Origin of the sequence: Streptomyces noursei, assembly GCF_001646665.1 — a bacterium.
GTDB classification, from domain to species: domain Bacteria; phylum Actinomycetota; class Actinomycetes; order Streptomycetales; family Streptomycetaceae; genus Streptomyces; species Streptomyces lavendulocolor.
In genome coordinates, this window is record NZ_LWBU01000347.1 from 110,441 (window position 1) to 125,002 (window position 14,562).

Sequence of the window (14,562 nt, forward strand, 5' to 3'; positions counted from 1 at the left end):
GTCGCTCACTGGTCGGCCCCCTCTTCTTCCTGCTCGCTGTGGTCGGTGCCGGCGGGTTCGTAGACCAGTACCGCGCGGTTGTCGGGGCGCAGACGGGCCTGGGCGACCGCCCGCACCTCGTCGGCGGTGACGTCCAGGACGCGCTGGACGGCGGTGAGGGCGAGCTGCGGGTCGCCGAACAGGACGGCGTACCGGCACAGTTCGTCGGCGCGGCCGGCGACCGTGCCGAGCCGGTCCAGCCACTCGCGCTCCAGCTGGGCCTGGGCGCGCTCCATCTCCTCGGGCGTGGGGCCCTCGGCGGCGAACCGGGCCAGCTCGTCGTCGACGGCCGACTCGATGTCGGGCACCTCGACCCCGCCGGACGTCTTCACGTCGAGCCAGCCGAGCGAGGGGGCGCCGGCCAGGCGCAGCAGGCCGAAGCCGGCCGCCACGGCCGTGCGGTCGCGGCGCACCAGCCGGTTGTGCAGCCGCGACGACTCGCCGCCGCCCAGGACGGTGAGGGCGATGTCGGCGGCGTCGCACTCGCGCGTGCCGTCGTGCGGGAGCCGGTAGGCGGCCATCAGGGCGCGGGCCGGGACCTCCTCGACGACGACCTCGCGCAGCTGCCCGCCGATGGTCTCGGGGAGCGTCCCGTCCCGCGGCGGCTGCTTGCCGTCGTGGGAGGGGATGGAGCCGAAGTACTTCTCGATCCAGGCGAGCGTCTGCTCGGGGTCGATGTCCCCGACCACCGAGAGGACGGCGTTGTTGGGCGCGTAGTACGTACGGAAGAAGTTCCGGGCGTCCTCGAGGGTGGCGGCGTCCAGGTCGGCCATCGAGCCGATCGGGGTGTGGTGGTAGGGGTGGCCCTCGGGGTAGGCGAGGGCGGTCAGCCGCTCGAAGGCGGTGCCGTAGGGGACGTTGTCGTACCGCTGGCGGCGCTCGTTCTTGACGACGTCCCGCTGGTTCTCCATGGACTCGTCGTCGAGCGCCGCGAGCAGGGAGCCCATCCGGTCCGCCTCCAGCCACAGCGCAAGCTCGAGCTGGTGGGCGGGCATGGTCTCGAAGTAGTTGGTGCGCTCGAAGCTGGTGGTGCCGTTGAGGGAGCCGCCGGCTCCCTGCACCAGTTCGAAGTGGCCGTTGCCCTGGACCTGCTTCGAACCCTGGAACATCAGGTGCTCGAAGAGGTGGGCGAGACCGGTGCGGCCCTCGACCTCGTGGCGCGAGCCGACGTCGTACCAGAGGCAGACCGCGGCGACCGGGGTCAGGTGGTCCTCCGAGAGCACCACGCGCAGGCCGTTGGCCAGGCGGTGCTCGGTCGCTGTCAGGCCGCCGGAGCCGGCCTGGGCTGTGGCCGTGTGACCCATGGGCATGTACGTCCCTTCGATCGCTTGGGATGAGTCCGGCTGCGGGTCGCGGCGGACGTCCGCTGCCACTGTATGCAGCTGCCGCGACCTGCTGCGGGACCGCTGTGGAAGTCCTGCCACTGTATGCAAGCGGACCGGCACCCCGCGAAGTTCCCGGATCCCCGTTCCGTCCCTCTTCCGGGTCGCGGTCGGCGTTGTCAGTGCGACGGTCCACAATGGTCGGCGTCAGATCAACCTTGTTGGTGAAGGAGCCGCAGCCGCGATGGCCCGCCGCAGCACGAAGACCACGCAGCCCGACGACTTCGAGGAGAGGATCCTCGACATCGACGTCGTCGACGAAATGCAGGGCTCCTTCCTCGAGTACGCGTACTCGGTGATCTACTCCCGGGCCCTGCCGGACGCACGCGACGGCATGAAGCCGGTGCACCGCCGCATCGTCTACCAGATGAACGAGATGGGCCTGCGGCCCGAGCGCGGCTTCGTGAAGTGCGCCCGGGTCGTCGGCGAGGTCATGGGCAAGCTCCACCCGCACGGCGACGCGTCGATCTACGACGCGCTGGTGCGCATGGCGCAGCCGTTCTCGATGCGCCTGCCGCTGGTGGACGGGCACGGCAACTTCGGTTCGCTGGGCAACGACGACCCGCCGGCCGCCATGCGGTACACCGAGTGCCGGATGGCGGACGCGACGTCCCTGATGACGGAGTCGATCGACGAGGACACCGTCGACTTCAACCCGAACTACGACGGGCAGGAGCGCGAACCGGTCGCACTGCCCGCCGCCTTCCCGAACCTGCTGGTCAACGGCGCGTCGGGGATCGCGGTCGGTATGGCGACCAACATGCCGCCGCACAACCTGGGCGAGGTCATCGCGGCCGCCCGCCACCTGATCAGGCACCCGGGCGCCGACCTCGAGACGCTGATGCGGTACGTGCCGGGTCCCGACCTGCCGACGGGCGGCCGGATCGTGGGCCTGACCGGCATCAAGGACGCGTACGAGAGCGGCCGCGGCACCTTCAAGATCCGCGCCACGGCGACCGTGGAGAACGTGACGGCCCGCCGCAAGGGCCTGGTCGTGACGGAACTGCCCTTCGCGGTGGGCCCCGAGAAGGTCATCGCGAAGATCAAGGACCTGGTCGCGGCCAAGAAGCTCCAGGGCATCGCGGACGTCAAGGACCTCACCGACCGCGAGCACGGGCTGCGGCTCGTCATCGAGATCAAGAACGGCTTCATCCCCGAGGCCGTGCTGGAGCAGCTGTACAAGCTGACGCCGATGGAGGAGTCCTTCGGCATCAACAACGTGGCGCTGGTCGACGGGCAGCCGCTCACGCTGGGCCTGAAGGAGCTGCTGGAGGTCTACCTCGACCACCGCTTCGAGGTGGTCCGGCGCCGCAGCGAGTTCCGGCGCACCAAGAAGCGCGACCGGCTGCACCTGGTCGAGGGCCTGCTCGTGGCGCTGCTCGACATCGACGAGGTCATCCGGGTCATCCGCTCCAGCGACAATTCGGCCCAGGCCAAGGAGCGCCTGATCGAGCGCTTCTCGCTGAGCGAGATCCAGACCCAGTACATCCTGGACACCCCGCTGCGCCGGCTGACCCGGTTCGACCGGATCGAGCTGGAGAGCGAGCGGGACCGGCTGAACAGCGAGATCGAGGAGCTGACCCGGATCCTGGAGTCGGACGCCGAGCTGCGCAAGCTGGTCTCCTCGGAACTGGCCGCGGTGGCGAAGAAGTTCGGCACGGAGCGGCGCACCGTGCTGCTGGAGTCGGCGGGCGCGCCGGTCGCGGCGGCGTCCCTGGAGGTCGCGGACGACCCGTGCCGGGTGCTGCTGTCCTCGACGGGTCTGCTGGCCCGTACGGCGAGCGGCGAGCCGCTGCCGGACAGCGGCGGCAGGCGCACCAAGCACGACGTGATCGTCTCGGCGGTGCCCGCGACGCAGCGCGGCGAGGTGGGCGTGGTGACGTCGGCCGGGCGGTTGCTGCGGCTGTCGGTGATCGACCTGCCGCAGCTGCCGGACACGGCGTCGGCGCCGAACCTGTCGGGCGGGGCGCAGCTGTCGGAGTTCCTGACGCTGGAGAAGGACGAGGCGGTGATGTGCCTGACGACCCTCGACGAGTCCTCGCCCGGTCTGGCGATCGGCACCGTCCAGGGCGTGGTCAAGCGCGTGGTGCCGGACTATCCGGCGAACAAGGACGAGTTGGAGGTCATCGGCCTCAAGGAGGGTGACCGGATCGTCGGCGCGGCCGAGCTGCGGACGGGCGAGGAGGACCTGGTCTTCATCACCTCCGACGCGCAGCTGCTGCGGTTCCCGGCCTCGGCGGTGCGTCCGCAGGGCCGTCCGGCGGGCGGCATGGCCGGCATCAAGCTGTCGGCGGGCGCCGAGGTGATCTCGTTCACCGCGGTCGACCCCGCGGCGGACGCCGTGGTGTTCACGGCCGCCGGGTCGACCGGCTCGCTCGACCCGACGTCGGCCACGTCGGTGAAGCTCACCCCGTTCGACCAGTACCCGCGCAAGGGCCGCGCGACGGGTGGTGTGCGCTGCCAGCGGTTCCTGAAGGGCGAGGACGCCCTGGTCCTGGCCTGGGCGGGCGCGGCGCCGGCCCGCGCGGCGCAGAAGAACGGCACCCCGGTGGACCTGCCGGAGATCGACCCGCGCCGCGACGGCTCGGGCACCCCGCTCGCGAAGCAGGTCGAGGTGCTGGCCGGCCCGTCCTCGTAAGGCCGCAGCGCCCGCCCGCCGCGACGCGCGCCCGCCGGGGAGCGGGCGCGTCGCCGCCGCGGGCGCGCCGGTGCGGGTCAGCGCCAGGGGATGTTCCGCCAGGGGCTGCCCTCGTCGTCGGTGAGCAGCCGGTGGGCGGCGAGGGCGCCTTCGTAGAAGTGCCCGTACTCCTCGCCGTCGAAGCGCAGCACCCTGCCGAGCGCGTACCCCGCCGAGAAGCCCTCCCAGGAGGAGTACGCGGCCTTGGCGAGCGCGCCCGCGTGGACGATGGTCTGCTCGGCCTGCTGCGGGTCGCAGTAGCGGGCGGACAGGCCCCAGCGGGCGAGGTTGACGGCCCTGCCGTAGTCGTACGCCGAGGCCGTGGTGACCCAGCCGTCCTCCGCCAGCAGCCCGTCCGCCCGGAATCGTGCCTCGTAGCGCAGGATGCGGCGTACCAGTTCCGCCATCTCCGCGACCAGCGCCGGAGGGGCTCCCCGGTCCTGGAGGCTTCCCGCGGCGGTCTCGCGCCACAGGTCGGCGGGCGGGAGCTCGCCGATGCTCCGGCGGAGCTGTTCACGCACGCGCAGCGCGTACTCGGGCTCCGCCGGACTGTTGCTGTAGTCCAGCAGGAACGCGGTCTGCCGCCGCCAGCCGTCGTGGTCGGTGATGTCCCAGGACCTGCGCAGCCTGCGCCGCTCCGAGGTGTAGTCGCCGCAGACCGTGCCGGCCTCGTTCCAGGGCACGCCGTTGGACACCGCGAGGTGCGCCCCGCAGGCAAGCCCGAAGGCGAGCGGTCCGAAGAGCGGCCCGGTGTGCAGGGCGGTCAGGCTCGGCACACAGCAGCGGTCGGCCTCGACCTCCTTGGCGGCGGCGGCAGCCTCGGCGTGCAGGGTGCGCCACTGGGCGCGGTCCTGGGGCGACGCGGGGAGGTTCAGCGCGGCCGGGGTGAACGGGTTGACGGCGAGCCACTGCCCGGGGGCGGACCAGGGGTGGTCCGCCACCCAGCCCAGTGTCACTTCGTGGAACACCCAGTCCGGGTGCCAGGGCGGGAGCATGCCGCGGGTGAACAGGGGCCTGTACGTGCCCCTGCTCGCCGGGTCCACCGCCACCCGCCACAAGACCCTGTCGGGCTCGGCGTCGACCTCGTGACGGACCTGGCCGATGAACAGCTCGGCGCCCGCCAGGACCCGCAGCTGCGCCTGTACGTCCCCGCGCAGTCCCGCCTCGTACAGCTGCCGCTCGATGTGCGTGGGCGGGACCCAGCTCATGCCCACGGCCCGCTTCGGTCCCGGCCCGCGCCGGTCTTGGCCGGCGGTGTCCAGTGCGTCGTCCCCCGTGTCACGGGCACGATCTTATGAATCGTCTTCGCCGGCCGTTTCCTGGGGCTCCGGTACGTAACGCAGCACGCCCCACATGCTGTGCTCCTCCGGGGCGTCCTGCGGGCCGGTGACGCGGCAGCCGTCCAGGGCCTTGTGGAGGGCGTCGCCGTCCGTCCCGGAGCCGATGAGGACGAGCTGGGTGAGGCGCTGCGCGCCGGGCGGCCAGGGTTCCGGGTAGAAGCGGAGGAAACGGCCGACGGCGTGCAGGGTGTAGCGGTTGGCGGGGTCGAGTGCGCCGAAGTCGACGAAACCCTTGATCCGGTAGAGGCCGTCGGGGCGGGAGTCGAGGAAGTCCAGCAGCCGGCGGGGGTGCATCGGCTCGTCGGCGGTGAAGGAGACGGTGTCGTAGGCCGCGTGCGGGTGGGTGTCGTGCTCGTCCTCGCGCAGGTCGTCGAAGGAGAGCTGCCCTTCGATCTCGTCGTCCCGGCGCGTGGCACGGTCGAAGAGGAGCTCGGGGTCGACCCGGCCGTACGCGGCGTCGACGACGGCGGCGCGCTCGGCGAGGCCTGCGACGGCCCTGTGGACGCGGCGCAGCTCGTCGTGGCCGACCCGGTCGGCCTTGTTGACGACGACGAGGTCGGCGATGGCCAGGTGGCGGTCGGTCTCGGGGTGCCGGGCGCGGGTGGCGTCGAATTCGGCGGCGTCGACGACCTCGACGAGACCGCCGTACACGACGCGCTGGTTGTCGCTGGCGAGGATCATGCGCACCAGTTCCCGCGGCTCGGCCAGGCCGCTCGCCTCGATGACGATGACGTCGAGGCGGGAGGAGGGCCGGGTGAGGACCTCCAGATAGGTGTCGAGCTCGCTCGCGTCGACGGCGCAGCACAGGCAGCCGTTGCCGAGGGAGACGGTCGAGCCGACCTGTCCGGCGACGGTCATGGCGTCGATCTCGATCGAGCCGAAGTCGTTGACCATGACGCCGACGCGGGTGCCTCTGGCGCTGCGCAGCAGATGGTTGAGCAGGGTGGTCTTCCCCGATCCCAGGAAGCCCGCGAGGACGACGACGGGGATCTGCTGCACGCTGCTCAAGGGGCACCCTTCTCGGTCGGCTGTCGGTCGGCCCCGCCCGCGGGAGTCGCGCCCACGGCCGTCGGGCGGCCACCAGGATAGGCGCGCGGGGTGGCGCCGGTGGCGGTCGCCGGAGGCTCGGTGGGTGGTTGCCGGACGACTGCCGGGCGGCCGTCGGGCCGGACATTTCGTACGTGACGCCGGACATTTCCTCTGCGGCGGGGCTCCCTTACCGTTCCTGCATGAGTCCCGCCCCGAGCCCGCCGCCCTCCCCCGCCCCCGCGCCGCGCTCACGCGGGCCGGCGGGGCGGCGCCGCCGGTTCGGCTGGCCGCAGCGGGTGTTCTCGCAGGTCCTGCTGATGCAGCTGGCCATCGTCGTGGGCGTGACGGTGCTGGCCACCGGCCTGTTCCTGGCGCCGCTCAGCGCCCAGCTCGACGACCAGGCGATGCGGCGCGCGCTGGCGATCGCCGAGACGACCGCGTCGAGCCGGGTCGCCGAGGACCTGACACGTACGCCTCCGAGTGCCACCGGGCCGGTGCAGGCGGAGGCCGAACGGATCCGGACGGCCACCGGCGCCGAGTACGTGGTGATCATGGACCGGCGCGGGGTGCGGTGGTCGCACCCCGACCCCGTACAGATCGGCAGGGTGGTCTCCACCGACCCGAGCGAAGCCCTCGCGGGCAGGGACGTGATGGAGATCGACGACGGCACGCTCGGCCGCTCGGCCCGCGGCAAGGTGGCGCTGCGGGACGCGGTGGGCGGGATCGTCGGCGCGGTGTCCGTCGGCATCGAGTACGACAGCGTCCGCGCCCGGCTGCTGGCCGCGATCCCGGGCCTGCTGGCGTACGCGGGTGGCGCACTGGCCGTCGGGGCCCTGGCGGCGTACCTGATCTCCCGGCGGCTCCAGCGCCGGACCCATGACCTGGCGTTCTCGGACATCTCGGCGCTGCTCGCCGAGCGCGAGGCGATGCTGCACGGCATCCGTGAGGGCGTCGTGGCGCTGGACCGCGCCGGGCGGATCCGGCTGCTGAACGACGAGGCGCAGCGGCTGCTGGGCGTGGGCCCGGAGGCGGCGGGCCGGTCCCTGGAGGCCGCGCTCGGGCCGGGCCGTACGACGGACGTGCTGGCCGGCCGGGTGTCGGGCGAGGACCTGGTGACCGTGCGCGGACACCGGGTGCTGATCGCCAACCGGATGCCGACGGACGACGGGGGCGCCGTGGCGACGCTCCGCGACCGGACCGAGCTGGAGCGGCTGGGGCGCGAGCTGGACTCCACGCGCGGACTGATCGACGCGCTGCGGGCGCAGGACCACGAGCACGCCAACCGGATGCACACGCTGCTGGGCCTGCTGGAACTGGAGATGCACGAGCAGGCGGTGGAGTTCGTCACCGAGGTGGTGGGCGTGCACCGGGCGACGGCCGAGCAGGTCACCGAGAAAGTGCGCGATCCGCTGCTGGCCGCGCTCCTCGTGGGCAAGGCCACCGTGGCGGCGGAGCGCGGCGTCCCGCTGCGCCTGGCGCCGGGCACCTTGCTGCCGGACCGGCTGGTCGAGCCCCGCGAGCTGGTGACGGTGGTCGGCAACCTCGTCGACAACGCCGTCGACGCGGCGGCCGGGTCGGCGGAGCCCCTCGTGGAGGTCGAGCTGCGGGCGGAGGGCCGCACGGTCGTGCTGCGGGTCACCGACAGCGGGCCGGGCGTCCCGCCCGAGCGGCGGGAGCTGGTGTTCACCGAGGGGTGGTCCACCAAGGACCTCCCGGCGCACGGGGGCCGGCGCGGCCTGGGGCTGGCCATGGTGCGCCGTCTCGCGGAGCGCCAGGGCGGCACCGCGCGGGTGGCGCGGGCCCCGGGCGGCGGCGCCGCCTTCACCGTCGTCCTCCCCGAGGCCCTGGCGGATGCCGCCCCGGCCGGCGGGGACGCGGCTCGGTCGGCGGGTGCCGGTGGTGGCGCCGGGGGCGGTGACCCGGAGGAGTGGGGTACGCCGCCGGCGGCGCGGGGGCAGGTGGGCGCCCAGGGGCCCGCGGAAAGCGCAGGCGCCCCGGCGGTCGCCGGATCACCGCCGGCCCCGCACACGGGCGCTCAGCGGCCTTCCCGGGGCCCGGACGGCTCGGCCTGCCCGGCACCCGGCGCACCCGCGCCCGTACCTCCCGGCGAGACCCCCGCGCCGGAGTCGTCGACCGGGCGCGGAGGTGCGCGGTGATCAACGTGCTCGTCGTGGACGACGACGTACGGGTGGCGGAGATCAACGCCGCGTACGTGGCGAAGGTCCCGGGCTTCGCGGTCGTGGCGCTGGCCCACACGGCGGCGGAGGCGCTCGCCCGGGTCGAGGACTCAGCGGTGGACCTGATCCTGCTCGACCACTACCTGCCGGACGGCAACGGCCTGGCGGTCGTCCGCGAACTGCGCGGCCGCGGGCACCAGACCGACGTGATCATGGTGACGGCGGCCCGTGACGTGGCCACCGTCCAGGCGGCCCAGCGCCACGGTGCGCTCCAGTACCTGGTCAAGCCGTTCAACTTCGCGGGACTGCGCCCCAAGCTGGAGGCGTACGCGGCGCTGCGGCGCACCCTCGACGGCGGGGGCGAGGCCGAACAGGCGGAGGTGGACCGGATCTTCGGCGCCCTGTCGGTGGGGTCCGGGGCGCCGGACCTGCCCAAGGGGCACTCCCCCACGACCGCCGAGCTGCTGCGCCAGGTACTGCTCGGCGCCGACGGCGCGCTGTCCGCTCAGGAGATCGCGGAACGGGCGGGGGTGAGCCGGCAGACGGCGCAGCGGTACCTGAAGCTGCTGGAGCGGACCGGCCGGGTGCGCCTGTCGCTGCGGTACGGCGAGACGGGCCGGCCGGAACACCGCTACGCCTGGGTCACCTCGTGAGCCGCCCGGCCGGCCACCGGGCCCGCTGCGCGCCGTCCCGCCCGGCCACCGGCCCGGCTCCCGGGCCGCGGACTCGCCCGTCAGGCCGCGCCCGCGCCCGTCAGTGCGCGTACCTCCGTCTCGGCATGCCGGGCCTCGTCCGGGGCCTCGGGCGAGGTGACCGTGCCGAGCCAGCCGGCGAGGAAGCCCAGCGGGATGGAGACCATGCCGGGGTTCTCCAGCGGGAACAGCTGGAAGTCCATTCCGGGGAAGAGCGCCCCGGGGCTGCCCGACACGACCGGTGAGAGCAGCACCAGCAGCACCGCCGGGACGAGCCCGCCGTACACCGACCAGACCGCACCGCGTGTGGTGAAGTTCCGCCAGAACAGGGAGTACAGCAGCACCGGCAGGTTCGCGGACGCGGCGACCGCGAAGGCCAGCCCGACCAGGAAGGCGACGTTCATGTCCTGGGCCAGCAGCCCGAGGGCGATCGCGACCGCGCCGACCCCGACGGCCGCCATCCGCGCGACCGCGACCTCGGTGAACCGCCGCTTCCGGTGCGGCCGCCCGAGCGTGGCGTAGAGGTCGTGCGCGACCGAGACCGACGAGGCGAGGGTGATGCCCGCGACGACGGCCAGGATCGTGGCGAAGGCCACCGCGGCGACCACCGCGAACAGCACCGCTCCGCCGGTCGTGCCCGCTCCGCCGCCGAGGTCGAGGGCGAGCAGCGGCACGGCCGTGTTGCCGGCGGCGTTCGACGCCCGGACCTCCGTCGTGCCGACGATCGCGGCCGCGCCGAAGCCGAGGACGATCGTCATCAGGTAGAAGCTGCCGATGAGGCCGATGGCCCAGACGACCGAGCGGCGGGCGGCACGGGCGGTCGGCACGGTGTAGAACCGGGACAGGATGTGCGGCAGTCCCGCGGTCCCGAGGACCAGCGCCAGGCCCAGACTGATGAAGTCGAGGCGGGCGGTCCAGTCCCCGCCGTATCTGAGGCCGGGCGAGAGGAAGTCCTTGCCGTGGCCACTGCGTTCGGCGGCGGCGGTGAGCAGCTGGTCGACGTCGCCGTGGAAGCGCAGCAGGACCAGCACGGTGAGCGTGGCGGCTCCCGCCATGAGCAGCACGGCCTTGACGATCTGGATCCAGGTGGTGGCCCGCATCCCGCCCAGCGACACGTAGATCACCATCAGCGCGCCCACGCCGATCACGGTCCAGGAGCGGGCGGCCGCGCTCGTGCCGCCCAGCAGCAGGGCGACCAGGCTGCCGGCTCCGACCATCTGCGCCACCAGGTAGAGGACGGACACGGCCACCGAGGAGGTGCCGGCGGCGATCCGCACCGGCCGCTCGCGCATCCGCGCCACGACCACGTCGGCGAGGGTGAACCGGCCGCAGTTGCGCACGAGTTCGGCGACCAGGAACAGGACCACCAGCCAGGCCACCAGGAAGCCGACCGAGTAGAGCATCCCGTCGTAGCCGAAGAGGGCGATCAGGCCGGAGATGCCGAGGAAGGACGCCGCGGACATGTAGTCGCCGGCGATGGCGAAGCCGTTCTCCATGGGCGAGAACAGCCGCCCCCCGGTGTAGAACTCCTCGGCCGATCCGCGCCGCCGACGGCCCGCCCAGGTGGTGATCGCCAAGGTGCCCGCGACGAACGCGGCGAACAGCAGGAGCGCCAGGGCCTGGTGGTCTCCGGTCAACGTTCGGCCGCCCCTCTTGTCAGCTCCTGGGTGTCCCACCGCAGGTCGAGTGCGGCGCGGTCGCGGTACAGCCGGGCGTGGCGCGCGTACGCCCAGGTCAGTGCGAAGGTGGTGAGGAACTGTCCGAGTCCGGCGACCATCGCCACGTTCACCGCCCCCGCGACGGGGTGCGACATCAGGCGGGGCGCCGTGATGGCCGCCACCACGTAGGCCAGGTACCAGGCGAGGAACGCCAGGACGGCCGGTACGACGAACCGCCGGTAGCGGGCGCGTACTTCCTGGAAGGCGGCGCTGCGCTGCACCTCCAGGTAGATGTCGGCCGCGGCACGCCGCTGCTGCGGCGGCCGGGCCGGGCCGGGCACCGCCGGCGTCCCTCCGCCGTCGCCCTCGCCCCAGCCTGAGGCCAGCGCGTCGTACCACGGGTCGTCGATCCGCGTGGTCGCGGCTTCGAGCCCTTCCCTGTTCTCCACCGGTCAACTCTCCTTGTCGGCGAACCGTTTCGGCCGCGTGCACAAGGATGGGCAGACCGGGCGGTTCCCGGACTCTTCTCTCCCTCACTTCACCCCATCAGGTGACGGAGACGCCCGGTGCCCCGGCTCCGTCCGTGCGGGGAGCCGGGGCACCGGGGAAGCGGATCAGGCGTCGATGCGGGAGCGGTCCAGGGTCGCGGCGGAGCTGGTGATGAACTCCTTGCGCGGGGCCACGTCGTTGCCCATCAGCAGGTCGAAGACCTGCTCGGCGCCTTCCAGGTCACCGATGTTGATCCGGCGCAGGGTGCGGTGCCGCGGGTCCATCGTGGTCTCCGCGAGCTGGTCGGCGTCCATTTCGCCCAGGCCCTTGTAGCGCTGGATGGAGTCCTTGTAGCGGACTCCCTTGCGCTGGAACTCCAGCAGCGTCTGGCGCAGTTCGTTGTCCGAATACGTGTAGACGTACTTGTCCTGGCCCTTCTTGGGCTGGACGAGCTCGATGCGGTGCAGCGGCGGTACGGCGGCGAAGACCCGGCCCGCCTCCACCATCGGCCGCATGTAGCGCTGGAACAGCGTCAGCAGCAGGCAGCGGATGTGCGCGCCGTCGACATCGGCGTCCACCAGCAGGACGATCTTGCCGTACCGGGCCGCGTCGATGTCGAAGGTCCGGCCCGATCCGGCTCCTATGACCTGGATGATCGCACCGCACTCGGCGTTCTTGAGCATGTCCGAGACGGACGACTTCTGCACGTTCAGGATCTTGCCGCGGATCGGCAGCAGGGCCTGGAACTCGCTGTTGCGGGCGAGCTTCGCCGTGCCCAGGGCCGAGTCGCCCTCGACGATGAAGAGTTCGCTGCGCTCCACGTCGTCGCTGCGGCAGTCGGCCAGCTTGGCGGGGAGCGAGGAGGACTCCAGGGCCGTCTTGCGGCGCTGCGCCTCCTTGTGCTGGCGGGCCGCGATCCGCGTGCGGGCGGCGGCAACGGCCTTCTCCAGCACCGCGCGGGCCTGGGCCTTGGCGTCGCGCTTGGTGGAGGTGAGGAAGGCCTTCAGCTCCTTGGCGACCACGTTGGCGACGATCCGGTTGGCCGCCGACGTGCCGAGGACCTCCTTGGTCTGGCCCTCGAACTGCGGCTCGGCGAGCCGCACGGTGACGACGGCGGTGAGGCCCTCCAGGGCGTCGTCCTTGACGATGTCGTCCTCGGCGACGCGCAGCAGCTTGCTGGAGCGCAGGACCTCGTTGACGGTCTTGGTGATCGCGCGCTCGAAGCCGGTGACGTGGGTGCCGCCCTTGGGGGTGGCGATGATGTTCACGAACGACTTGACGCTGGACTCGTACCCCGTCCCCCAGCGCAGGGCGACGTCCACGCCCAGTTCACGGGTGACCTCGGTGGGGGTCATGTGCCCGCGCTCGTCGAGCACCGGCACGGTCTCCTTGAAGGTGCCCTGGCCGGTCAGCCGCAGCACGTCGCAGACGGCCTTGTCCTGGGCCAGGTACTCGCAGAACTCGCTGATGCCGCCGTCGAAGCGGAACGTCTCCTCGCTCTTGCCCTCGCCCTCCAGGTCGCGCTCGTCACGGACGACGATGGTGAGGCCGGGCACCAGGAAGGCGGTCTGGCGGGCCCGCTGGTGCAGGTTCTCCAGGGAGAGCTTGGCGTCCTTGAGGAAGATCTGGCGGTCCGCCCAGTACCGGACGCGGGTGCCCGTGCGGGCCTTCGGCACGCGCTTGGTCTTCCGCAGCCCGTTGGCGGGGTCGAACGGGGCGTCCGGGCCGGACTCGGTGAAGATCCCCGGGACGCCGCGGCGGAAGCTGATGGCGTGGGTGGAGCTGCTGCGGTCGACCTCGACGTCGAGCCGGGCAGACAGCGCGTTCACCACGGAGGCGCCCACGCCGTGCAGGCCGCCGGAGGCGGCGTACGAGCCGCCGCCGAACTTGCCGCCGGCGTGCAGCTTGGTCATGACGACCTCGACGCCCGAGAGACCGGTCTTGGGCTCGACGTCCACGGGGATGCCGCGGCCGTTGTCCCGGACCTCCACCGAGCCGTCGTGGTGGAGGATCACCTCGATGTGGTCGCAGTAGCCGCCGAGAGCCTCGTCGACGGAGTTGTCGATGATCTCCCAGAGGCAGTGCATCAGGCCACGGCTGTCGGTGGACCCGATGTACATACCGGGCCGCTTGCGAACCGCCTCGAGCCCCTCAAGGACGAGCAGGTGCCGCGCGGTGTAGTTGGAACCGTCACGGTCTGCGGTCAGCAGCGCACTGGACGGCACGGACGTATCGGCGGTCACGCGGTTCGCTCCTCGCTGAATTTGGATGGTGGCCTGTGGGGGTAAAGGCCCGGCGTCTGTCACCGGTCAGAGGGTACAGAGGCCTGGTAGAGCCGTTGTCACGCCACCCACGTGAAAACTCATGCTAGTCCAGAGTCGCAAGGGTGTTCGATCCCTCGATGGAGTGACGTGGACATCACGTTCCCTTCCAGGCATGAACCATTTAGGCTCCGGGCACGTCCTCATGAACAACCGGCAACCGCCGGGAGGGCTGAACGAGACTGAACGAGACAAGCAACGCGAAACCCGTAGAGCACAGCAATACGGCTCATTCGCCGCCAACCGGCAGCAGACAGCCTCCTTGGAAAAACTTTCAGGGAAAAGCCACGAGCGGGAACGTTTTCGGCCTGGTTGGATGTTGACCCTGGTACGACAGCTCGTCGAGCTAGAGAAGAGGCGACGTGACTACTGTTCTGACCCCCGCGAGCCCGCTGACGGCCGCCGACCGCTGCGACCGCTGCGGCGCCCAGGCATATCTGCGCGTCGTGCTGACCAGCGGTGGTGAACTGCTCTTCTGCGCCCACCACGGGCGCAAGTTCGAGCCGGAACTCAAGAAGATCGCCGCGGAAATACAGGATGAGACGGACCGGCTCACCACCGTGCCGACCGCAGTCGATGAGGATCGCTGACACTCGCATCCACGACGAGCCAGGGGCCGGTCCAGGACCGGCCGACGGGCGACCGTCCCTCCCGAGGGGCCGGTCGCCCGTTCTCATACCGTCGCCGGGCGAACCCGGCCGGTGACGCCCTTCCGGGCGCCCTCGCGCGGGCCGGACGGCAGGTGCGCCGGCACCGGT

General features: G+C 72.1%; 10 protein-coding genes. 4 read left to right on the forward strand and 6 right to left on the reverse strand.

Annotated elements, in window-relative coordinates; translation table 11 throughout:
• Positions 1–5: 5 nt before the first annotated feature.
• Complete coding sequence (locus tag A4V12_RS24150) at positions 6–1,349, reverse strand: insulinase family protein (protein ID WP_079137295.1); 1,344 nt, start codon at positions 1,347–1,349, stop codon at positions 6–8.
• A gap of 256 nt (positions 1,350–1,605) precedes the next feature.
• On the opposite strand from A4V12_RS24150, the gene A4V12_RS24155 reads away from it, so the two are divergent.
• On the forward strand, positions 1,606–4,059 hold the full coding sequence (locus tag A4V12_RS24155) for a DNA gyrase/topoisomerase IV subunit A (RefSeq protein WP_064071499.1): 2,454 nt from the start codon (positions 1,606–1,608) through the stop codon (positions 4,057–4,059).
• Between the two features lie 77 nt (positions 4,060–4,136).
• On the opposite strand, the gene A4V12_RS24160 is transcribed toward A4V12_RS24155, so the two are convergent.
• Positions 4,137–5,306: a DUF1266 domain-containing protein gene (locus A4V12_RS24160; protein WP_064071580.1), complete on the reverse strand. Its 1,170-nt coding sequence runs from the start codon at positions 5,304–5,306 to the stop codon at positions 4,137–4,139.
• Between the two features lie 84 nt (positions 5,307–5,390).
• On the reverse strand, positions 5,391–6,446 hold the full coding sequence (locus A4V12_RS24165; RefSeq protein ID WP_064071500.1) for a CobW family GTP-binding protein: 1,056 nt from the start codon (positions 6,444–6,446) through the stop codon (positions 5,391–5,393).
• Positions 6,447–6,667: 221 nt separating this feature from the next.
• Between A4V12_RS24165 and A4V12_RS24170 the strand changes: the two genes are divergently transcribed.
• The gene (locus A4V12_RS24170; RefSeq protein ID WP_107415500.1) at positions 6,668–8,623 is read left to right on the forward strand and encodes an ATP-binding protein; all 1,956 of its coding nucleotides are present in this window, start codon (positions 6,668–6,670) and stop codon (positions 8,621–8,623) included.
• On the forward strand, positions 8,620–9,297 hold the full coding sequence (locus tag A4V12_RS24175) for a response regulator (RefSeq protein ID WP_064071501.1): 678 nt from the start codon (positions 8,620–8,622) through the stop codon (positions 9,295–9,297). Before A4V12_RS24170 ends, A4V12_RS24175 begins: the two co-directional genes overlap by 4 nt.
• Positions 9,298–9,377: 80 nt before the next feature.
• Here the strand turns inward: A4V12_RS24175 and A4V12_RS24180 are convergent, their stop codons facing one another.
• The 3 genes from A4V12_RS24180 to A4V12_RS24190 all read right to left on the reverse strand — a co-directional run bounded on the left by A4V12_RS24180 (position 9,378) and on the right by A4V12_RS24190 (position 13,726).
• Entirely contained in the window at positions 9,378–10,973 is a 1,596-nt protein-coding gene (locus A4V12_RS24180) for a solute symporter family protein (RefSeq protein ID WP_064071502.1), read from the reverse strand.
• Positions 10,970–11,443 carry a DUF485 domain-containing protein gene (locus A4V12_RS24185; protein ID WP_064071503.1) on the reverse strand — a complete coding sequence of 158 codons (474 nt, stop codon included), beginning with the start codon at positions 11,441–11,443 and terminating at the stop codon, positions 10,970–10,972. Before A4V12_RS24185 ends, A4V12_RS24180 begins: the two co-directional genes overlap by 4 nt.
• A 165-nt stretch (positions 11,444–11,608) precedes the next feature.
• On the reverse strand, positions 11,609–13,726 hold the full coding sequence (locus tag A4V12_RS24190) for a DNA gyrase/topoisomerase IV subunit B (RefSeq protein WP_064071504.1): 2,118 nt from the start codon (positions 13,724–13,726) through the stop codon (positions 11,609–11,611).
• A 440-nt stretch (positions 13,727–14,166) separates the two neighbouring features.
• On the opposite strand from A4V12_RS24190, the gene A4V12_RS24195 reads away from it, so the two are divergent.
• Positions 14,167–14,394 (forward strand): DUF7455 domain-containing protein, encoded by a 228-nt coding sequence (locus tag A4V12_RS24195; protein ID WP_064071505.1) that lies wholly within the window; start codon positions 14,167–14,169, stop codon positions 14,392–14,394.
• Positions 14,395–14,562 lie beyond the last annotated feature (168 nt).

Coding starts and splice junctions, on each gene's coding strand:
- A4V12_RS24150 (WP_079137295.1), bottom strand. CDS start 1,349: ATGCCCATGGGTCACACGGCCACAGCCCAGGCCGGCTCCGGCGGCCTG.
- A4V12_RS24160 (WP_064071580.1), bottom strand. CDS start 5,306: ATGAGCTGGGTCCCGCCCACGCACATCGAGCGGCAGCTGTACGAGGCG.
- A4V12_RS24155 (WP_064071499.1), top strand. CDS start 1,606: ATGGCCCGCCGCAGCACGAAGACCACGCAGCCCGACGACTTCGAGGAG.
- A4V12_RS24170 (WP_107415500.1), top strand. CDS start 6,668: ATGAGTCCCGCCCCGAGCCCGCCGCCCTCCCCCGCCCCCGCGCCGCGC.